This window comes from Micromonospora sp. RB23 (assembly GCF_053585025.1).
In genome coordinates, this window is the sequence record NZ_CM132111.1 from 3063026 (window position 1) to 3082751 (window position 19726).

19 protein-coding genes are annotated in these 19726 nt (G+C 72.8%); 11 read left to right on the forward strand and 8 right to left on the reverse strand.

Features of this window, described 5'->3' with window-relative positions:
• The first annotated feature begins 104 nt into the window (after window positions 1-104).
• From ACTFTM_RS13985 to ACTFTM_RS14005, 5 genes are all read left to right on the forward strand, one after another.
• Window positions 105-881: a DedA family protein gene (locus tag ACTFTM_RS13985; RefSeq protein ID WP_449566201.1), complete on the forward strand. Its 777-nt coding sequence runs from the start codon at window positions 105-107 to the stop codon at window positions 879-881.
• 385 nt (window positions 882-1266) lie between these two features.
• Window positions 1267-1851: a hypothetical protein gene (locus tag ACTFTM_RS13990; protein WP_449566202.1), complete on the forward strand. Its 585-nt coding sequence runs from the start codon at window positions 1267-1269 to the stop codon at window positions 1849-1851.
• A gap of 323 nt (window positions 1852-2174) precedes the next feature.
• A complete protein-coding gene (locus tag ACTFTM_RS13995; protein ID WP_449566203.1) occupies window positions 2175-2594 on the forward strand; it encodes a protein-tyrosine phosphatase family protein in 420 nt (139 codons plus the stop codon).
• Window positions 2595-2697: 103 nt separating this feature from the next.
• The gene (locus ACTFTM_RS14000; RefSeq protein WP_449566204.1) at window positions 2698-3927 is read left to right on the forward strand and encodes a D-alanyl-D-alanine carboxypeptidase family protein; all 1230 of its coding nucleotides are present in this window, start codon (window positions 2698-2700) and stop codon (window positions 3925-3927) included.
• 141 nt (window positions 3928-4068) lie between these two features.
• A complete protein-coding gene (locus ACTFTM_RS14005; protein ID WP_449566205.1) occupies window positions 4069-4866 on the forward strand; it encodes a peptidylprolyl isomerase in 798 nt (265 codons plus the stop codon).
• 118 nt (window positions 4867-4984) lie between these two features.
• On the opposite strand, the gene ACTFTM_RS14010 is transcribed toward ACTFTM_RS14005, so the two are convergent.
• Window positions 4985-6007 carry a LacI family DNA-binding transcriptional regulator gene (locus ACTFTM_RS14010; protein ID WP_433539195.1) on the reverse strand — a complete coding sequence of 341 codons (1023 nt, stop codon included), beginning with the start codon at window positions 6005-6007 and terminating at the stop codon, window positions 4985-4987.
• Window positions 6008-6221: 214 nt separating this feature from the next.
• On the opposite strand from ACTFTM_RS14010, the gene ACTFTM_RS14015 reads away from it, so the two are divergent.
• The gene (locus ACTFTM_RS14015; protein ID WP_449566636.1) at window positions 6222-7232 is read left to right on the forward strand and encodes an acetylxylan esterase; all 1011 of its coding nucleotides are present in this window, start codon (window positions 6222-6224) and stop codon (window positions 7230-7232) included.
• An 85-nt stretch (window positions 7233-7317) separates the two neighbouring features.
• Window positions 7318-8190 carry a M15 family metallopeptidase gene (locus ACTFTM_RS14020; protein ID WP_449566206.1) on the forward strand — a complete coding sequence of 291 codons (873 nt, stop codon included), beginning with the start codon at window positions 7318-7320 and terminating at the stop codon, window positions 8188-8190.
• Between the two features lie 12 nt (window positions 8191-8202).
• Here the strand turns inward: ACTFTM_RS14020 and ACTFTM_RS14025 are convergent, their stop codons facing one another.
• Window positions 8203-9432, reverse strand: a complete 1230-nt coding sequence (locus ACTFTM_RS14025) for a spore photoproduct lyase family protein (protein WP_449566207.1) — start codon at window positions 9430-9432, stop codon at window positions 8203-8205.
• 159 nt (window positions 9433-9591) lie between these two features.
• On the opposite strand from ACTFTM_RS14025, the gene ACTFTM_RS14030 reads away from it, so the two are divergent.
• The 3 genes from ACTFTM_RS14030 (at window position 9592) to ACTFTM_RS14040 (ending at window position 12922) form a co-directional block, all read left to right on the forward strand.
• Window positions 9592-10872 carry an RICIN domain-containing protein gene (locus tag ACTFTM_RS14030; RefSeq protein WP_449566208.1) on the forward strand — a complete coding sequence of 427 codons (1281 nt, stop codon included), beginning with the start codon at window positions 9592-9594 and terminating at the stop codon, window positions 10870-10872.
• 21 nt (window positions 10873-10893) lie between these two features.
• Window positions 10894-11355, forward strand: coding sequence for a hypothetical protein (locus ACTFTM_RS14035; protein WP_449566209.1), 462 nt, complete (start codon window positions 10894-10896; stop codon window positions 11353-11355).
• Window positions 11356-11722: 367 nt separating this feature from the next.
• Entirely contained in the window at window positions 11723-12922 is a 1200-nt protein-coding gene (locus ACTFTM_RS14040; protein WP_449566210.1) for an RtcB family protein, read from the forward strand.
• A gap of 43 nt (window positions 12923-12965) precedes the next feature.
• Here ACTFTM_RS14040 and ACTFTM_RS14045 read toward each other — a convergent pair whose 3' ends face one another.
• The 6 genes from ACTFTM_RS14045 to ACTFTM_RS14070 form a co-directional block, all read right to left on the reverse strand.
• On the reverse strand, window positions 12966-13757 hold the full coding sequence (locus tag ACTFTM_RS14045; protein ID WP_449566211.1) for a maleylpyruvate isomerase family mycothiol-dependent enzyme: 792 nt from the start codon (window positions 13755-13757) through the stop codon (window positions 12966-12968).
• Between the two features lie 112 nt (window positions 13758-13869).
• A complete protein-coding gene (locus ACTFTM_RS14050; protein ID WP_435208459.1) occupies window positions 13870-15363 on the reverse strand; it encodes an MFS transporter in 1494 nt (497 codons plus the stop codon).
• Window positions 15364-15396: 33 nt separating this feature from the next.
• A complete protein-coding gene (locus ACTFTM_RS14055) occupies window positions 15397-16026 on the reverse strand; it encodes a TetR/AcrR family transcriptional regulator (protein ID WP_449566212.1) in 630 nt (209 codons plus the stop codon).
• Between the two features lie 111 nt (window positions 16027-16137).
• Window positions 16138-17052, reverse strand: a complete 915-nt coding sequence (locus ACTFTM_RS14060; protein ID WP_449566213.1) for a Gmad2 immunoglobulin-like domain-containing protein — start codon at window positions 17050-17052, stop codon at window positions 16138-16140.
• Complete coding sequence (locus ACTFTM_RS14065; protein WP_449566214.1) at window positions 17039-18475, reverse strand: ATP-binding protein; 1437 nt, start codon at window positions 18473-18475, stop codon at window positions 17039-17041. Before ACTFTM_RS14065 ends, ACTFTM_RS14060 begins: the two co-directional genes overlap by 14 nt.
• Before the next feature lie 13 nt (window positions 18476-18488).
• The gene (locus ACTFTM_RS14070; RefSeq protein WP_449566215.1) at window positions 18489-19169 is read right to left on the reverse strand and encodes a response regulator; all 681 of its coding nucleotides are present in this window, start codon (window positions 19167-19169) and stop codon (window positions 18489-18491) included.
• 161 nt (window positions 19170-19330) lie between these two features.
• Between ACTFTM_RS14070 and ACTFTM_RS14075 the strand changes: the two genes are divergently transcribed.
• Window positions 19331-19663 (forward strand): L-rhamnose mutarotase, encoded by a 333-nt coding sequence (locus ACTFTM_RS14075; RefSeq protein ID WP_449566216.1) that lies wholly within the window; start codon window positions 19331-19333, stop codon window positions 19661-19663.
• Window positions 19664-19726 lie beyond the last annotated feature (63 nt).

Here is a 19726-nt window from a genome sequence, read left to right on the forward strand (position 1 = left end):
GTAGAGGGGTGCGGCTTTCCGCACCCCCGCCGGTGGGGGCGACCCGCGGCGTCGGATGGTCCGCCTCATGGTCGATTCTCAGGATCGGTTCGTAGCGTGGGGACATGATTCGAACGTCGCACGCCGTCCTCGCCACCGGAACCCCCGCCGCCGCGGCCGAACCGCCGCAGGGCGGGATCGTCGGCTACGTCAGTGATCTGGTGGAGCGACTCGGCGGGCCGGGCGCGGGTCTGGCGGTGGCGCTGGAGAACCTGTTTCCGCCGATCCCCAGCGAGGTCATCCTGCCGTTGGCCGGCTTCGTGGCCGCGCAGGGTCGGATCAGCCTGGCCGGCGCGATCTTCTGGACCACCCTGGGTTCGGTGCTGGGCGCGCTGGCGCTCTACCTGATCGGCGCCTCCCTCGGTCGCGACCGGATGCGCGCCATCGTCGCCCGACTGCCCCTGGTGAAGCTCAGCGACGTGGACCGGACCGAGGCGTGGTTCCTGCGGCACGGCGTGAAGGCGGTGTTCTTCGGCCGGATGATCCCGATCTTCCGGAGCCTGATCTCCATTCCGGCCGGGGTGGAGCGGATGCCGGTGCGGACCTTCCTGCTCTACACGACGATGGGCAGCCTGATCTGGAACACGACCTTCGTGCTCGCCGGCTACCTGCTCGGCGACAACTGGCACCTCGTCGAGGGCTACGTCGGCACACTCCAGAACGTCGTGATCGTCGCGTGCGTCGCGGCTGTCGCCTGGTTCGTCGGCTCGCGGGTGCGCCGCGCCCGCCGCGGCGAGCCCGACTCGGAAGCAACCGGCGACGCGTCCGGAGTTCCGGCGTCGGGTGTGCCCGATCCCAGTGGCCGGGGCACCCTCTACCGCAGCGGGTCATCGGGGTCGTGATCGACTCGAGTTCGCCGATGTCGCGGTATTGATCGGTCCCGGATACCCCGAGTTCGGCGATCCCGAGTCGATCACCCCGCCCGATCGCCTCGCCTGGGCGGTATGTCCGGTTTGGGGTATTGTGTGGTGACCGGCTGCACCCGCCGGCCGGAATCCTGGCGGTCCCGAGGCCGTTGCACACCCCGACGATCGCAGGACCACCGGGCCACCCGCCTGCGGGAATGGCCCCGGCCACCGGGTCGTTACACCCGGACCGGGCGCCACGAGCCCCCCGCTCGCAGGCCGCCCCCCAATCTTTGCAAGCGCCCGGACGAGGTGCTGACACCCGCGCCGCTGTTTCCCTGTGGTGAGGCGGGTGTTTCCTACCCCCGAAGGAGCTACCCCCATGAACACGATCTTCCGTAAGAGCATGCTGTCCGTTGCCGGTCTCGCCTTCGCCGGCGGTGTCTTCGCCGGCCCGGTGGCGCACGTCGCCGCCCCGCACACGGACACCCGGCCGGTGGCCGTGGTGCAGGCCGACAAGCCCGACACCAGCAAGCTGATCCCGCACGGCACCCAGGGCGAGCAGTCGCACATCGACCTGAACGACGAGCAGATCGGCAACGCCAAGGCCATCATCGCGGCCACGAAGAAGGCCGGCCTGCCCGAGCGTGCGGCGGTCATCTCGATCGCCACGAGCCTGCAGGAGTCGAAGCTGGAGAACCTGGGCCACCTCGGCGACATGAACGACCATGACTCGCTGGGTCTGTTCCAGCAGCGCCCGTCGAGCGGTTGGGGCACGCCGGAGCAGATCACCGACCCGGAGTACTCCACGACGGCGTTCCTCAAGGGCCTGCGCCAGGTTGACGGTTGGCAGGACATGCCGCTGACCGACGCCGCGCAGACCGTGCAGGTCTCCGCGTACCCGGACGCGTACGCGCAGTGGGAGCAGCAGGCCGCCGACCTGGTCGCCCAGTACTGGAACAGCTGACCCACCGCACGAACCGACCGATGGCCGGCACCCCGGGGTGCCGGCCATCGGCATCTCCACCCGCCGGGCTCGAAAGACCTCGCCCGAGCGGGAACACCGGGAGGCGTCGGCTGGTTGTGAACCAGTGTCGGTGTGACTCAGTGTCCCCGGGCCTCACCTACATAGCCCTCGCGGAATACCGTTCGGCTGGAGCCGCGTCGCGCCACTCGCCGAGAGGCGACCTGCACACCGACACCAGCGCCGCCCCCGACCACGGTCGGGGGCGGCGTTTTCTGTGTCCACCGGGCACGACGCCCCGACCACTGTCGCGGCACAATGTGGCGATGGATGCCGCGCAGACCTGGTCCGAGGAGCCCGGTGTGCTCGTACTGCCCAGCGGGGCGCGGGTACGCGGCCGTCGCGTCGCCGCGACCGCCTCGCCGGCCGACTTCGCGCTGCTGTTGGCGCCCGGCCCGGAACCGGCCTGGGCACACCGACGGATCAGGTGGCCCGACTTCTGGGTGCCGGTCGACCGGGCGGACGCGCTCGACGCGTTACGCGAGGCGCTGCGCCGGGCGCACGACGGCGAACGCGTCGAGGTGGCCTGCCGGGGCGGGATCGGCCGCACCGGCACGGCGCTGGCCGCGCTGGCGATCCTCGACGGCCTGCCGGCCGAGCGGGCGGTGTCCTGGGTCCGGGCGGGCTACCACCCGAAGGCGGTCGAGACGCCGTGGCAGCGGCGCTGGCTGCGCCGTGTCGCCTGACCACGGCACCGCCAAGCGCCCCGGACGACACCTGGCCAACCGCGCGCCGGGCGGCACCGCCAACCGCCCCCGCCGGGCGATCTTGTTGACTAGGGTCGGGCACATGAGAGCTGCGTTGCTGGCGGTCACGGCGTCCGCCGTCCTGCTCGCTCCCGCACCGGCTGTCGGCACGGCGTCCGCGGCCACGCGTACCGCTGCCGCCGCGCCGGCCGTGCGGTGTCCCCGGGCGCCGGCGCCGGCGGTGTCCCGGCCGCCGCGCCCGTCGCCCCCGCCCGCGGTGCCCGAGGATCGGGTGGTCGGCGGCGTCGGACTGGCCACCAGCGGCCTGGTCGTGCCCGCCGGGGTGGACGCGCCTCCGGCGATCACGGCCACATCCTGGCTGGTCGCCGACCTCGACTCCGGTCAGGTGCTCGGCGGCTGCGGCCCGCACGAGTACGGCACCCCGGCCAGCGTCCAGAAGCTGCTGCTGGCGGCCACGATGATGCCCCGACTCGACCCCGCCCAGACGGTGACCGTCACCGCGGCGGACATGAACATCGAGCCCGGCTCGTCCGCCGTCGGCCTGGTCGAGGGTGGCCGCTACACGATCGAGACGATCTGGTTGGGGCTGCTGCTGAACTCCGGCAACGAGGCGGCCAACGCGCTGGCCCGCCTCGGCGGCGGCCCGGACGGCGCGGCCGGGGGAGTGCGCGCCATGAACGAGCAGGCGCACCACCTGGGCGCGCTCCAGACGCATGCCGTCACCCCGTCCGGCCTGGACGGCAAGGGCCAGTTCACCAGCGCGTACGACCTGGCGCTGATCGCCCGGGCCTGCTTCGCGCAGCCGACGTTCCGCCGGTACGCGCTCACCGACCTGGCGACGATTCCCGCGCAGCCGGCGCAGCGGACGAAGGGCTTCCAGATCCAGAACGAGAACCAGCTCATCTACCGGTACCCCGGCGCGTTGGGCGGCAAGACGGGCTTCACCGACCTGGCGCGGCACACGTACGTCGGCGCGGCGCAACGCGACGGTCGCCGGCTGGTGGTGACGTTGCTGGGCGCCGAGCCGACGCCGATGCGGGGCTGGGAGCAGGGCGCGGCCCTGTTGGACTGGGGTTTCTCGCTGCCCCGCGACGCCGGCGTCGGTCGCCTGGTCGCGCCGGGCGAGCTGACCGCCACGCCGTCGGCGACCCTGCCCGCGCTCGCCGCGCCCGGTCCGGCCCGGCCGGCGGCGGCCAGCGGTCCGGCGCACACGGGTTTCGGGTGGCTCTGGTCGGTGGCCGCGCTCAGCGGCGCGGGGGTGCTGGCGCTGCTCGGTGGGCTGCTGTGGCACCGTCGCCGCCGGTTGTCCTGACGGTCGGCAACCGGCCGCAGCGATCGACAACCGGCTCCGGCCTTCATAGACTCCGGTCTTTCTGGCAGCGCGAGTCCCAGGAGGATCCCTGTGTCGAGTGAACGCGAAACGCCCTCCGGCGCGGCGGCACCCCGCCCGTCAGTGCGTGCGCTGACCCGCCTCGCGGGCGTGACGGCGATCGCCGCGACGCTGGTCGTCGGCGCTTCGGCCACCGCGGTGGCCGCGCCGGGCGCGACCGTCGACGCGTCCGGCGTCGCCAGCGTGGCGCACGCAGCGGCGCCGCCCGCCGATGGCCGACCGCCGCGCACCACGCACGGCCCGTGCGCGTACACCGAGACGCCCGACGAGCCGGCCGCTCGACCCGTGCCGCTGCCACCCGATCCGCGCCGCACCCCGGACCGGGGCAGCGTCCGCGTGACGCTCTCCACCAACCTGGGTCCGATCGGGTTGACCCTGGACCGGGCGGCCGCGCCGTGCACGGTGCAGAGCTTCCTGCACCTGGTCGGTAAGCGGTTCTACGACCGCACCCCGTGTCACCGGCTCACCGCGTACCCCACGCTGAGCGTGTTGCAGTGCGGCGACCCGTCCGGCACCGGCGAGGGCGGACCGGGCTACCGGTACCGCGATGAACTGCCCACCGACCTGCCGCCCGCGCCCACCGACCCGACCGGCGTACGCCGGCTCTACGCGCGGGGCGTGCTGGCGATGGCCAACGCCGGGCCGGACACCAACGGCAGTCAGTTCTTCCTGGTGTACGCCGACTCGGCGCTACGGCCCAACTACACGATCTTCGGCACCGTCGACGCGGCCGGGCTGGACACGCTCGACCGGATCGCCGCCGGGGGCATCGCGCCGACGGCCGAGGATCCCGCGCCGGTCGACGGTGCGCCCGCGCTGCCGGTGACCATCTGCCGGGCCGTCCGCGCACACCACCACTGATCCGTTGGGCGCGGTGGGCGGCGAGGGCCGCTCACCGCGCGCCGGAATTTCCGGGAGTCCGACCGGTACCGGCGGAACCAGGTATCCGACCCGGTTCGGACCGTCGGAACGACGAGGGTCAGCCGGTCGGCGGGGCGGTGGTGCTGTCCCGGACGACCAGTTCGGTGGCGAGTTCCACCCGGGGCGAGTCGATGCCCTCACCCTGGGCCAGTCGCAGGACCGTCCGCGCCGCGAGCCGGCCCATCTCCACCAGGGGCTGTCGGACGGTGGTCAGCGGCGGTGAGGCCCACCGGGCCTCCGGCAGGTCGTCGAAACCCACCACGCTGACGTCGTCGGGGACCCGCAGCCCGCGGCGGCGGATGGCCTCGTAGACACCGAACGCCATCTGGTCGCTGGCCGCGAAGATGCCGGTCGGCGGATCGGCCAGGTCGAGCAGCGCCGTGCCGCCCGCGAAGCCGGAGGCGTGGTAGAAGTCGCCCGGGTAGATCAGCGCGTCGTCCACCGGCACTCCGGCGGCCTCCAGCCCGGCCCGGTAGCCGTCGAGTCGGGCCCGGCTGCACAGCAGATGCGTCGGCCCGGCCACGAACCCGATCCGGCGGTGGCCGACCGCCAGCAGGTGCTCGGTCGCGGCGAGCCCGCCGGCCCAGTTGGTGGCGCCGATGGTCGGCACGTCCATGGCCGGCACGCCGGCCGGGTCGACGACCACCACCGGCACGTTGAGGCGGCGCAGTTGGGCGTGCAGCGGTGGGCTCAGGTGCGACGTCACGAAGATGACCCCGTCGGTGGCGCGGGTGCGCAGGTTCTGCAACCACTGCCGGGCCGCGGTGGGCTGCCGGTGGATCGCGGAGACGACCGTGCCGACGCCGGCGCCGTGCCCGACGTCCTCCACACCCCGGATGATTTCCACGGCCCACGGGCTGTCCAGGTCGTTGAAGACCAGGTCGACGAGGCCCGCGCGGCGGACGCTGCGGCTGCTGCGGCGTCGGTAGCCGTGGTGGCGCAACAACTCCTCGACGCGTTCGCGGGTGTCGGGGGCCACATCGGACCGGCCGTTGAGCACCCGTGACACGGTCGGCACCGAGACGCCGGCCTCCCGTGCGATCGCGGTGATGGTCACCCTGCGTCCGTCGTCCGCGTCCACCCGTGTCTCCTTCACCGCTCCGGGAGCGGCGACCGCATGCGTCGCCCGTCCCGTGTCCCGGAACGGCACGCCCGCTCCTCGGGCCATCTTGCCTCACCGAGGGGGGTTGACGACACGCCAGGTCGGTCATAGCGTTCGGCAGAGTTGCGGAAATGTTCCGGTAATTTGTCGGATGCGTCTCGGCTTACCGTCCCGCGCGACAGACAAGGACGCCATGTACACGGACCTGCCCGAGGAGCAGCTACGCGAGTACCGCGGCGTGGTGCGCGAGCCCGCCGATTTCGACGACTTCTGGGCGCACACTCTGGCCCAGTCGCGCGACGCCGCGTGGCCGGTCCGGCTGGAGCCCGTGGTGACCGGCCTGACCGCCATCGACGTGTACGACGTGACGTTCCCCGGCTTCGCCGGCCAGCCCGTCCGGGCCTGGCTCCGGGTGCCCCAGGGCACCGGCACCGCATTGCCGACCGTCGTGCAGTACGTGGGCTACGGCGGCGGGCGCGGGCACCCGCTGGAGAACCTGCTCTGGGCGACCGCCGGGTTCACCCATCTTCAGATGGACACCCGGGGGCAGGGCTCGGGCTGGAGCCGGGGCGACACCGCGGACCTGGGCGCGACAGGCGCGCAGGCGCCCGGCGTGGCGACACGGGGCATCGCCGACCCGCGCACGTACTACTACCGACGACTGATCACCGACGCGGTACGGGCCGTGGACGCCGCCCGTACCCTGCCCATGGTCGACCCGACCCGGCTGGCGGTGCTCGGGCACAGCCAGGGCGGCGCCATGGCGCTCGCGGCCGGCGCGTTGGCGCCCGGTGTGCGGGCGGTGGTGGCCCTCGTGCCGTTCCTGTGCGACATCCCGCGCGCCGTGGTGGTCACCGACACCCACCCGTACCGGGAGATCCGCGACTACCTGGCGATCCACCGTGACGCCGAGGAGCGGACGTTGACGACTTTGTCGTACGTCGACGGCGTCAACTTCGCGCGGCGCTGCCGTCGGCCCACCCGGTACTCGGTGGCGTTGATGGACGACATCGTGCCGCCCTCGGGCGTGTACGCCGCCTACAACTCCCACGCGGGGCCGACGGAGCTGTCGGTGTGGCGCTACAACGGCCACGAGGCCGGGGGCATCGACGACGACGAGGCGGCCCTGCGCTTCCTCGCCGCGCACCTGGTCGAGGCGACGCCGGCCGCGGCCCAGCCGGTTCCGCTGACGCCCGGCGCGTGAGCGGGCCCGCCGGACCGGGCCCGGGACTCCGGGACTCCTCGCCGATCCGGCGCCCGGCACCGACCGCCTTTGGTAGACATGACCTGTGCGCAGGTCAGGGCCGGTGGGCGGCGTCGCCGTGCTCGCGCTCGTCGCGGCGCTCGGCGGCTGCTCCGAGCCGCCACGCCCCACGCCGACGGTCGGCACCCCCGCCTCGGCGAGCCCAGCACCGGCGACCGACAGCCCGACCTCCCGACCGGGTGCGACTCCGCCGGGCGCGGGCGGGTTGCCGGGCTTCGTGGTGCTGACCGACCTCGACCCGCGCATCCACGCCGACATCCGCTACGCCACGGCGCACAACTTCGTGGGCCGGCCGATCGCCGGCTACCGCGAGCCGCTGTGCCTGCTCACCCGGCAGGCGGCCGAGGCGCTGCGCCGGGTCCAGGACGCCGCGCTCGCCGGGGGTCACAGCCTCAAGGTGTACGACTGCTACCGCCCGCAGCCGGCGGTGGACGACTTCGTCGCCTGGTCGAAGCGTCCGGGCGAGCAGCAGACCAGGGCCGAGTTCTACCCCGACGTGGCGAAGGACCGGCTCTTCGCCGACGGCTACATCGGCGCGCCGACCGCGCACAGTCGGGGCAGCACGCTGGACCTGACGCTCGTCGACGAGCCGCCCGCCGCCCAACCCGCGTACGTGCCCGGGCAGCGGCTGCTCCCGTGTACCGCGCCGGTCGGGCGACGCTTCGCCGACAACAGCGTCGACATGGGCACCGGGTTCGACTGCTTCGATGGCCGGGCGCACACCGACGACCCGCGGATCACCGGCACGGCGCGGGACAACCGGCGCTTGCTGCGACGGCTGATGACCGACGCCGGGTTCGTGAACTACGACCGGGAGTGGTGGCACTACGGTCTCCGCGACGATCCGCACCCGCGGACGTACTTCGCCGCGCCGGTGGCCCGCTCCTCGCTCGGCTGAACGTGCCGGCCGTCAGGTCCAGTAGAGGACGCGGCAGGCGGGGACCCGGCCGGCCAACTCGTCGGTGAACCAGCGTCGCAGCTCGGCCATCGTGTCCCTGGGGTAGACGTACTTCACCGCGCCGAACCTGCCGTGCTTGCGGGTGCGCGCCTGGACGTCCATCTCCAACCGCGTCCGCGGATACCAACCCAGCAGCACCTCTCTGCTGCCGGGGGTGAACCGGTGGGTGATCAGCTCGGCGGTGAGGTCCAGCTCCGGTACCCCGTCGACCGCCGCGCGGACCTTCTCGAGCAGGTCGCCGTACGCGTCGCGCCAGTCGGGCAGCGCGATGATGGGCGCGATGGTCAGCCCGACGGGATATCCGTCGAGCGCGAGCCGGCGCAGGGCGGCGAGCCGGTCCGGCACCCGGGCGGTGCCGCCCTCGAACCGCTGGCTGACCGGGGCGCAGTTGACGCTGAACCGGACCCGGGTACGGCCGTGGTGGGGCAGGCCGACGAAGCTGTCCACGTCGGCGTACTTGGTGGTCCAGCGCAACTGCACGGGGGCGTCCCAGTCGGCGAAGTGCCGCACCGCCCGTTGCCAACTGCCGGTCAGGTGCTCCAGCGCGAGGGGGTCGGTGTAGCAGGAGGCCTCGAACGTGGTGCCCTCGTCGGCGCGACGCGCGTCGCGGCTGGTCACCGTGCCGCGCCCGGCGTACGGGCTCAGCCCGGCGAGGATGTCGTCGAGGTCCGCGTACACCCGGGTCACCGGCGGGCCGGAGAGCGAGCCGGCGAGGTAGCAGTACTGGCAGTGCGCGGGGCACCCCTCGGCGAGGTCGACGCGCCAGTCGGCGCTGGGCGCGATGGGTTGCAGCTTGCGCCGTGACGGCGGGCTCACCACAATCGCCAGGGTCCCCTTGGCCCGGGCGTACGTCTCGCGGTCGGTCTGCCCGCGTACTCCGCTGAGCCGGTTCGACCTCAGGCGTTCCACCTCGATGCCGAGCGCCTGCACCCGGTCGACGATCCGCTGCCCGTGCGGGTGGTCCAGAGCGGCGGGGGTGGCCACCACCCGATTCGGGGTCCACCGGCGGGCGGGTCGCGTCGCCGGGGCGAGGCCGGCCAGGTCGCGGGTCGGCACCCACTCGCCGCTGGCGTCGTGCGGGGCGGCGGGCACGTCCACGGCCAGCGGCGTGTCGACGTCGATGGCGTCCGGGCTGGTCATCGGGCCGGAGTACCCGTTGCCGCAGGAATCCCACCCGATCATCGGCACGGCGATTGACGCCACACATCCGGAACGCATAATCTTTCGTCTATCTGTAAACCTTGTGAACAGATTCACATCGACGCGGCGGCGCGCGTCCCGACCGAAGGGACGATCAGGGTGATCGCAGAACTCTCCTCTCGTACCAGAAGGATCCTGTCCGTGTTCGTCGCCCTCGTCGTGGCCGTGAGCGCCGGCGTCGGCCTCGGCGTCGCGCGCAGCGCGCAGGCCGCGCCGACGTTCAAGGTCCTGGCCTTCTACAACGGCACCTGGGACGACGCGCACATCGACTTCGTCAAGGACGCGCGCGCCTGGTTCCCGCAGGCCGCCGCCCAGTACGGCTTCTCCTGGGAGGCCACCAACAACTGGAGCCTGCTGAACACGGCCAACCTGGCCCAGTACAAGGTCGTCATGTTCCTGGACGACGCCCCGCCGACCGCCCAGCGCGCGGCGTTCCAGCAGTACATGCAGAACGGCGGGGCGTGGATGGGCTTCCACGTCAGCGCCTGGACCGACAACCCGTCGAGCTGGAGCTGGTACTACAACACGTTCCTCGGCTCGGGCTCGTTCCGGACCAACACCTGGCTGCCGACCCGGGTCACCATGCGCGTCGACAACCGCACCCACGCGGCCACCCGGAACCTGCCGGCGACGTTCTCGTCGTCGTTCAGCGAGTGGTACTCGTGGAGCAACGACCTGCGGCAGAACTCCAACATCGACATCCTGGCCTCGGTCGACCCGTCGAGCTTCCCGGTCGGCACCGACCCCAACCAGTCCTGGTACAGCGGTTACTACCCGCTGGTGTGGAGCAACCGGCAGTACAAGATGATCTACGCCAACTTCGGGCACAACAAGATGGACTACGGCACCAAGACCGGCCTGTCGTCCACCTTCGACAGCGCGCAGCAGAACAAACTGCTGATCGACGGGCTGCACTGGCTCGCCGGCGTCGGCACGTCGCCGACCCCGACCCCGACGCCGACCCCGACCGGCAGCGCCGGCCCGATCTCGCCGACCGCCTGGCACACCGTGGTCAACCGGGGCAGCGGCAAGTGCGTGGACGCGCGGGCCGCCGGCACCGCGAACGGCACCGCCATCCAGCAGTACGCCTGCAACAGCAGCGCCGCCCAGCAGTACCAGTTCGTCCCGACCAGCGACGGCTACCTGCGGGTCAACAACCGGAACAACAGCGCGCAGGTGCTCGACGTGACCGACCGGTCGACCGCCGACTCGGCCCCGATCCAGCTCTGGTCCTACAGCGGTGGCACCAACCAGCAGTGGCGCGCGGAGTCCGAGGGCGGCGGCTACTACCGCCTGGTCAACCGCAGCAGCGGCAAGTGCCTCGACGTGCCGGGGGCGTCCACGGCGGACAGCGTCCAGCTCGTCCAGTACACCTGCAACGGCACCGCGGCGCAGTCCTTCCGGCTGGTGTCCGTGTCGTAGGTCCGCCATAGCCTGCCGGCCATGGCGATTCCCGATCTGGTGCCGATCGCGCACGAGCCCGACTACCGCACCAGCACCATCGGCCATTACGACAAGGGTCAGTTCTTCGGCTCCGTCACCGCCACCCTTGGGGACGGTGCCGGAGCCGAAGACGACTGGTACCGCCACAAGCGGTGGTACGCGGTGCTGCACCGCTTCGACGCCGACGGCGCGCACACCGACTCGGACATCTGGTTCGCCGGCACCAGCGAGCACGAGGACACCTCCATCGACCGGGCCGAGGCGCGCCTCACCGAGTGGCTGGACGCGCTGCCCGGTCGCGTCTTCGCCGACATCGCCATCCGGCTGTTCCAGGTCGAGGTCGACGGGCACGTGTTCGGGCTCGTCGACTGGTCCGAGGAGTACGACGGTGACGACCACGCCGAGTTCCTCCCCGACGACCTCGGGTTCGACCCGCCGTGGGACGGCTGCTACGACACCTGATCCGCACGATCCGCCGGGCAGCGGCGATATCCATTGCGGACGTGCCGCCATCGCCCTACTGTCACCCGTGCAAGGCCGAGAGCAACCACGAGGGGAGTACGCCGTGTCGCGACGCGTCCGCACCGACGCCGCCCGGCGTGTGCTTCCTACCGGCGGTTATCTATCTACCCCCTCCACGACCATCACCGGTAACCCCTTGCGGGGCACCGGGCCGGGGTGGCGCGCCTGACGCCGACGCTGACGCGTCCGCCGGCCGCCCCTCCCCACCGGGAGCGGGCGGCCTTCTCGTATGCCCGTACCGCCGTCGGAGCGCCGTCGGCCAGCGCATGATCGATATCGGTCACCCGCATGACAGAAGGAGACCATCATGGGATTCACCCCGCTCGCCGGCACCCGCGCGCCGGTCCGGGTCTGGACCGACCCGTACGCGATCGAGCCGCAGGCCGCGAAGCAACTGCGGAACATCGGCGCGCTGCCCTGGGTGCAGGGTGTCGCCGTCATGCCCGACGTGCACTTCGGCAAGGGCGCCACGGTCGGCTCGGTGATCGCCATGCGGCAGGCCGTCTCGCCGGCGGCCGTCGGCGTCGACATCGGCTGCGGCATGTCGGCGGTGCGCACCTCGCTGACCGCCGCCGACCTGCCGGACGACCTGGGCGGGCTGCGGAACGCGATCGAGGCCACCATCCCGGTCGGCTTCGCGCAGCGGACCGAGGCGGTCAACACGCGTCGGGTCCGTGGGCTGGAGCAGGCCGGCTGGGACGACTTCTGGGGCCGCTTCGCCGGCCTGGACCGTCGGGTGGCGCAGCTCGAGACCCGCGCCCAGCGGCAGCTCGGGACGCTCGGCGGCGGCAACCACTTCATCGAGGTCTGCCTCGAGCAGGGCGGCGACGACGAGGGTCGGGTCTGGCTGATGCTGCACTCCGGGTCCCGCAACATCGGCAAGGAGCTGGCCGAGCGGCACATCGGCGTGGCCCGGCGTCTGCCGCACAACGCCGACCTGCCCGACCGGGACCTGGCCGTGTTCCTCGCCGGCACGCCGGAGATGGACGCGTACCGGCGGGATCTGTGGTGGGCGCAGGAGTACGCGCGGCGCAACCGGGCCGTCATGCTGGCCCTGCTCTGCAACGTGGTGCGCGAGCAGTTCCCGCAGGTCGGCTACGACGAGCCCATCTCGTGCCACCACAACTACGTGTCCGAGGAGAGCTACGACGGCGTGGACGTGCTGGTCACCCGCAAGGGCGCGATCCGGGCCGGCCGGGGTGACCTGGGCATCATCCCGGGGTCGATGGGGACCGGGTCGTACATCGTGCGGGGCCGCGGTAACCCGGACGCGTACTGCTCGGCGTCGCACGGGGCCGGGCGGCGGATGTCGCGGGCGCAGGCGAAGCGGACGTTCAGCACCGCCGACCTGGCCGCGCAGACCGAGGGCGTGGAGTGCCGCAAGGACGCCGGGGTGGTCGACGAGATCCCCGGCGCGTACAAGGACATCACCGAGGTGATGGCCCAGCAGGACGACCTGGTGGAGGTGGTCGCGCACCTCAAGCAGGTCGTCTGCGTCAAGGGCTGACGAGGGTACGCGCGGGCCGGGAGCACCGGCCCGCGCGACGTCCTCAGTAGCCGACGAAGACCCGGCGCAGGTCGTCCAGGGTCACCGGCCCGCTGACCTGCACCCCGTCCGGGGTGTAGCGCGGACCGAGCCGGCCGACCACCAGCCGCAGCCACGCCTCGGCCGGCAGGGACAGCTCGCCGTCGGGCTGCTCCGGCGCGTCGGTCAGCGCGATCTGCTCGCCCAGCCGCAGTCCGAACGTCCGCTCGGGGTCCCGCAGCCGTACCAGCAGGGTGCCCTCGCGTCCGGCCAGCTCCTTGGGGCGGCTGGTCCAGCTCAACATGCCGCCGAGCTGGTCGAGGAGCAGCGGCACCGCCTCCGGCGTCACCGCCGCGAACGGGTTGAACGCCACCTCGGCATCCCACTGGTGCAGGGCGAACTCGCTGAGCCGGAACCGGGCGGCGGTGGCGACGTCGACCGGGTCGGGCAGGAAGCCGAGGTTGATCCGCAGCGACTCGCGGGTCTCGGCGTCCAGCGCCTCGTACGCCTCAACGAGACGCTTGTTGGACTCCAGGAAGCCGGCGGCGTGGTCCTCGGGGGACATGGCGTCCCAGCGCTGCCACACGCCGCGGTTGAAGTCGCCGTCCGGCGTGGGCGTGCCCTCCCGGGCGGCGGTCAGGGTCGCGAGGCCGATCTCGGCGCCGCTGCCGAGGTGGCTGAGCACCTGGGAGACCTGCCATTCGCTGGCCCCCGAGGGCTGGCGGAGGTCGTCCTCCTTGAGGTCGCGTACGAGCGCGGCGAGCTCCTCGTGGCCCGCCCGTAGCGCGTGGATGATCTGGTCGGCCGGCGTGGACATGTATCTCCTCAACGGATCTTCGACGATGGTCGGGACGCTACCCGACGCCGTGTGCCGGCCGGCCGCACCCGGTGTGCGGCGGCCGGCTCACGGGGCCTCGGTCCAGGTGACCTCAGCCCATGTGGACGGCGTTGCCGGCCGGGATGTCCTCCTTGCGCACCTTCACCAGGACCAGGGTGACCAGTCCGGCGAGCACGATCAGGACCGCGCCCCAGGCGAAGGCGACCCGGTAGCCGTGCACCAACGCCTCGACCTGGGTGACCGGGTTGGGCGCCCGACCGACCAGGTACGCGGTGACCGCGCTGGTGTAGAAGGTGTTCAGCAGCGCGGTGCCGAGCGAGCCGCCGACCTGCTGGGTGGCGTTGAGCGTCGCGCTGGCCGCGCCGGCGTCGTGCTCCGGCACCCCGACCAGGGCGAGGCTGGACAGCGGCACGAAGGTGAAGCCGAGCCCCAGGCCCAGGATGACCTGGGCGGGCAGCAGGTGGGTGAGGAACGGGGTGTCCACGTCGATCTGGGTCAGTACCACCATGCCCAGGGCCGCGAGCACCGCGCCGGCGACCATCAGCGGCTTGGCGCCCAGTCGCGGCATGAGCTGGCTGGCGCCACCCGCGGCGATCAGCACCCCGGCCGTGACCGGCAACGAGGCCAGGCCCGCCTCCAGGGGCTTGTACTGCAGGACCACCTGGAAGTAGAAGGTCAGGAAGAGGAACGCCCCGAACAACCCCGCGCCGATCAGCGTCGAGGTGAGGTACGCCCCGCCCCGGTTGCGGTCCAGGATGATCCGCAGCGGCAGCAGCGGGTGGTTGGTGCGCAGCTCGATCACCACGAAGGCAGCCAGCAGCACCACACCGGCGGCGATGAAGCCGAGCGTGGCCGTGGCGTCCCAGCCGTCCTCGGCGGCCTTGGTGAAGCCGTAGACGAGGGAGACCAAACCGGCGGTGACGACGACCGCGCCGGGCACGTCGTAGCGGGTGTTGCCGTGGGCCCGGCTCTCCGGCACGAGCGGGAGGGCGAAGGCGATCGCGATGGCGGCGACCGGGATGTTGACCAGCAGGCACCAGCGCCAGTCGGCGTACTCGGTCAGCACTCCGCCGAGCAGCAACCCGACGGCGGAGCCGCCGCCGGCGATCGCGCCGTACACGGCGAACGCCTTGGCGCGCTCGGTGGCCTCGGTGAACAGCACCGTGAGCAGCGCCAGCGCGGCCGGCGCGAGCAGCGCGCCGAACGCGCCCTGCAACGCGCGGGCGGCGAAGAGCATCCCACCGGTGGTGGCCAGACCGCCCAGCGCGGAGGCCAACGCGAAACCGGTCATGCCGACCAGGAAGGTGCGCTTGCGCCCCCAGTAGTCGGCGATCCGGCCGCCGAGCAGGAGCAGACCGCCGAAGGCCAACGTGTAGGCGGTGATCACCCACTGCCGGTTCGCGTCGGTGATGCCCAGGTCGGCCTGGGCCTGGGGGAGCGCGATGTTCACGATGGTGGCGTCGAGGACGACCATCAGCTGCGAGACCGCGATGACCGCCAGGGCGATCCAGCGCCGCGGGTGCGGCGCGCCTGTCGACGTCCCGGCGCCGGGTGCGCCGGGGGCGGTCGAGGTGGTTCCGGGCATGGTGAAGCCTTCCGTGGTGCGGATGTTGATGGATCAGGCCTGGGACGGGCGGTCGTGCCGGTAGCGGAGAACCGGGATCAGCACCTGGTCGACGACCTGGGTGAGGAACGCGTCGTCGGCGGGCAGGCCGTGCGCGACCAGCCGGGACATGAGGAGCGCGGGCGCCAGATCGTGGAACAGGTCCCGTTCGCCGGCCTCCGGGGGGATCTCCCCACGGGCGGCGGCGCGGACCAGGACGGCGGTGCTGGCCACCCGCCCGGCGGGCAGCACCTGGTGGCGTACGAGACGTTCCAACTCCGGGCTGGTCCGCATGGCGAAGGTCAGCGCCTGCATCAGGTCGCAGTCGGCGACGCAGATGGCCGCGGTGGCCCGGAGCAGCTCGATCAGGTCACCCCGCAGCGAGCCGGTGTCCGGTGGGTTGAGCACGCCGACCTGGCGGTCGCTCAGGGCGGCGACGACCAGTTCGGCCTTGCCGTCCCACCGCCGGTAGATGGTGGCCTTGCTCACGTGCGCGCGGGCGGCGACGGCGTCGATGGTCATCCGGTCGTAGCCGACCTCCCGGAGCAGGTCGATCACTACGGTGAACAGGTCGGTTGCCGAGCAGCGCGCTGCCCGGGCAGCCGGCACCCCGACGCCCGTGCTCACCTGCTGACCGTCCAGCATCCGAACCCCCCGTGAAACGATGTCGTACTGACCCTAGTTCGCTCGGGGCCGTTGTTGCAGGGTTTTATGAGGTGCGTCGCATCGGACGAGCGAAACGGCCGCGTTTCCCGCTCAGCTGCCGTGCGGCGCGAGGAGCACCGGCACGGCCACCGTGTTGGTCCGAGTCCCGTCGCGGGCCGACACCTCGTACACCTCGACCGTCCCGCGCTGCTGCCTGGTCGTACGCCAGGTGACCACCACCCGGTAGGCGCCCCGGCAGCCGCTGCCGCAGCTCGCCGTGCCGAAGGCGGCGGCCACCTGGCGGCCGGCGTCGTCCAGCACCCGGACGCTCACCGTGGCCTCGAACACGTCCGCCGTGCCGCTGACGGTGAGCGGGGCGGTGACCCGCTCGCCGACGCTCGGCCCGCTGACCACGATCGGCGCGAGCAGACCCGGATAGTCGGCCCGGCCGACCGGAGCGCCGCCGGCAAAACGGACCCGCCGGACGGTGGGGAACTGGGTGAGCGTCCACACCACCTGCGCCTCGCGCAGCCGCCGGCGGTCCGCCGGGTCGTCGGCGGACGGGACGGGACCGAGTGTCGCCACCCCGTCGGCGATCCGGGTGACCTCGACGCCGGCCGCCAGCAGGGTCACCATCCCGGTGGCGGCCTCCGCCGGCGTCGGACCGGCGGACAGCTCGTCCAGGGCGAGCCGGGACGTCGCGACGGTGGCCGGTCGGGTGCGCCGGGTGGGCACGAGCCGCCCGGAGCGGACGTACCACAGCTCGATCGTCACCGTGTCCGGCCGGCGGGTGCCGTTGACCGGCGGCGTCGGCGGACGCGGCGGGGTGGTGGCCGACGGCGTCGGCGGAGCCGGAGCGGCCGACGGGGTCGCGGTCGGCGCTCCCGTCGGCGGGGCGGTGGTGGGCGGCGGCGCGGTCGGCGCCGCGCCCAGGACGCCGGAGCGGGGGGTGCCGCAGCCGGCGACGGCGAGTACGGCGACGAGCGCCGTGATGACCGCCGCGCGCCACCGGTCACGGCAGTTCATCCCGCGCCCCCTCCCGCGTGCCCCCGTCGGGGTGGGCCGCCGGCTCCGGCACGTCGGCGGGCAGCTCCAGACGGAACCGCGTGCCGACGCCCGGCTCGCTGTGCACGCTCAGCGCCCCGCCCACCACGGCCGCGTGTTCCCGGGCGATCGCCAGACCGAGGCCGCTGCCCGAGGCCGAACGCGCGGAGTCGACCTTGTGGAACCGGTCGAACACGAGCGGCAGGTGCGCGACCGGGATGCCGGGCCCCTGGTCGGACACCTCGACGGCGACGATCCGGTCCGCCGCGGTCACCCTCGCGGAGATCTCGCCGCCGCCGTGCTCGACCGCGTTGGCGATCAGGTTGGCGAGGACACGCTCCAGGTGGCGGGGATCCGTGTGCAGCACGACGGGATCGCCGGTGACGAGCACCCGGTCCGACCAGCCGCGCGCCGCGACGATCGCCCGTAGCAGTGCCAGCGCGTCCACCGGTTCGACGCTCGGGCGTTCCCGCCCGGCGTCCAGCCGTGAGATCTCCAGCAGGTCCTCGACCAGGCGGCGCAGCCGGACCACGTCCCCCACCAGCAGTCGTGCGGCCGGCCGGGCGTCGTCGGGCAGCCGGTCCAGCTGCTCGCGCAGCAGCGAGGCCGCCGCCACCAGGGCGGTCACCGGGGTACGCAGTTCGTGCGCGACGTCGGCCGTGAACCGCCGCTCCCGGGCCTGTGCGGCCGACAGGGCGGCGATCTTCGCTTCCAGAGCCTCGGCCATCTCATTGAACGACGCCGCCCAGGCGCTGAACTCGTCCCGCCCGCGCACCGGCAGACGGGTGGCGAGCAGCCCTTCGGTGAGCGCCCGGGCGGCGCGGCTGGCCCGGCCCACCGGCTCCAGGGTGCGGCGGGCCAGGAGGTTGCCCACCGCGGCGGCGACCACGACGACGGTCACCCAGCCGGCCAGCAGCGCCGCGTACACCTGGTTCAGGCCGGCCGCGATGTCGTCCTCCACGGTGATCACGTACAGCTCCGCGGTGGAACCGGGGATACGCCCGCCCACCACCAGCAGTCGGGGGCGCTGCGCCGACGTCGAGCGTTGGAACGCGAGCTGCCCGTCCGCGACCGACGCCCGCAGACGGCCGCCCAGGGCGGGGGCGTACCCGGGGTGGGAGGGATGGACGTCGCCGTCGACGAGGACGACGTGCCGACCGCTGCCCTCGAAGCTGTTGAGCAGCTCGGCGTCGTGCTGCTCGGTCAACGGCAGGAACTGTCCGGCGAGCACGAGCTGGTAGCGGGCGTCGGCGGTGGCCTGGCGCAGCGACGCGTCCCACCAGGACTGCCGCAGCAGCAGCCCGGTCCCGCCGGCGAGCAGACCGGCGGACACCCCGGCGACCAGCACGAAGGCGATCGTCAGTCGGCGACGCAGCCGGCCGGGCGTCACCGCGCGTACGGCCATCGCCGACCTCCCGTCAGTCGCCGGACAGCTTGTAGCCCGCGCCGCGTACCGTGCGGATGCGCCGTGGGTGCGCCGGATCGTCCTCGACCTTCGCGCGCAACCGCTGCACGGCCACGTCGACGAGCCGTGAGTCACCGAGGAAGCGGTGGTTCCAGACCAGGTCCAGCAGCAGTTCCCGGGTGAAGACCTGGCCGGGGCGTCGGGCCAGCTCCAGCAGGAGCCGGAACTCGGTGGCGGTCAGCTCCACCACCCGGCCGTTCCGGCGTACCACGAAAGCACCCGGGTCGATCTCCAGGTCGCCGACGGCGATGTCGCGCGACGGCGTCGGCGCGCTCGCCCGCCGCAGCACCGAGCGGACCCGGGCCACCAGCTCCGGCAGGTCGAACGGTTTGCGCAGGTAGTCATCCGCGCCGCACTCCAGGCCGACCACCACGTCGAGCGTGTCGGTGCGGGCGGTCAGCATGAGGATCGGCACCTGGCTCGTCCGCCGGATCTCCCGGCACACCTCCAGACCGTCCAGTCCGGGCAGCATGACGTCGAGCACGATCAGGTCGACCGGGTGGGCGCGCCAGGTCACGAGCGCCGCTCGTCCGTCGCTGGCGGTGTCGACCCGGAAACCGGCGCGGCGCAGGCCGATGGCGGTGACCTCCCGGATGGAGACGTCGTCCTCGACCACCAGTACGCGGCCCTCCATCAGTCGAGGGTAGACCCGTGACCACTGTGCGTGACCCTGGCGGAACGGTCGTCATCGGCGGCCGGTCGGGTCCCCGTCCCGGCACCGTCCACGAGCTACGGTCAGGTGCCTCCGGGCACCCCCCTCACACGAAAGGGCACGACGTGCAACGTCATGGCTGCGTGATTCGACTCCGCCCCGAGCAGCGGGAGACCTACCTGCGGTTACACGCCGCCGTCTGGCCGAGCGTCGAGCAGACGCTGCGCGAGGCGAACTTCCGCAACTACACCATCTTCCTCCACGACGACCTGCTCTTCGGCTACTACGAGTACGTCGGCGACGACTACGAGGCCGACCTTCGGCTGATCGCCGCGGACCCCGAGACCCAGGAGTGGTGGAAGCTGACCGACCCGTGCCAGGAGTCGCTGGCCGAGCCCGGCTCGGGGGACTGGTGGGCCCCGATGCGCGAGGTCTGGCACCTGGCCGACGAGGCCCCGCAGGGCTCCGGAGGGTAACCGCCGCACGGTCGGCGCCGGCCGGCTCCCGCCTCGATCTGGGCGGGAGCCGGCCGCATCCGG

Bases quoted from the DNA above. Each gene is read 5' to 3' on its own strand.
- ACTFTM_RS13985 (WP_449566201.1), top strand. From the start codon at position 105: ATGATTCGAACGTCGCACGCCGTCCTCGCCACCGGAACCCCCGCCGCC.
- ACTFTM_RS13990 (WP_449566202.1), top strand. From the start codon at position 1,267: ATGAACACGATCTTCCGTAAGAGCATGCTGTCCGTTGCCGGTCTCGCC.
- ACTFTM_RS13995 (WP_449566203.1), top strand. From the start codon at position 2,175: ATGGATGCCGCGCAGACCTGGTCCGAGGAGCCCGGTGTGCTCGTACTG.
- ACTFTM_RS14000 (WP_449566204.1), top strand. From the start codon at position 2,698: ATGAGAGCTGCGTTGCTGGCGGTCACGGCGTCCGCCGTCCTGCTCGCT.
- ACTFTM_RS14015 (WP_449566636.1), top strand. From the start codon at position 6,222: ATGTACACGGACCTGCCCGAGGAGCAGCTACGCGAGTACCGCGGCGTG.
- ACTFTM_RS14025 (WP_449566207.1), bottom strand. From the start codon at position 9,432: ATGATCGGGTGGGATTCCTGCGGCAACGGGTACTCCGGCCCGATGACC.
- ACTFTM_RS14035 (WP_449566209.1), top strand. From the start codon at position 10,894: ATGGCGATTCCCGATCTGGTGCCGATCGCGCACGAGCCCGACTACCGC.
- ACTFTM_RS14040 (WP_449566210.1), top strand. From the start codon at position 11,723: ATGGGATTCACCCCGCTCGCCGGCACCCGCGCGCCGGTCCGGGTCTGG.
- ACTFTM_RS14045 (WP_449566211.1), bottom strand. From the start codon at position 13,757: ATGTCCACGCCGGCCGACCAGATCATCCACGCGCTACGGGCGGGCCAC.
- ACTFTM_RS14050 (WP_435208459.1), bottom strand. From the start codon at position 15,363: ATGCCCGGAACCACCTCGACCGCCCCCGGCGCACCCGGCGCCGGGACG.
- ACTFTM_RS14055 (WP_449566212.1), bottom strand. From the start codon at position 16,026: ATGCTGGACGGTCAGCAGGTGAGCACGGGCGTCGGGGTGCCGGCTGCC.
- ACTFTM_RS14060 (WP_449566213.1), bottom strand. From the start codon at position 17,052: ATGAACTGCCGTGACCGGTGGCGCGCGGCGGTCATCACGGCGCTCGTC.
- ACTFTM_RS14065 (WP_449566214.1), bottom strand. From the start codon at position 18,475: ATGGCCGTACGCGCGGTGACGCCCGGCCGGCTGCGTCGCCGACTGACG.
- ACTFTM_RS14070 (WP_449566215.1), bottom strand. From the start codon at position 19,169: ATGGAGGGCCGCGTACTGGTGGTCGAGGACGACGTCTCCATCCGGGAG.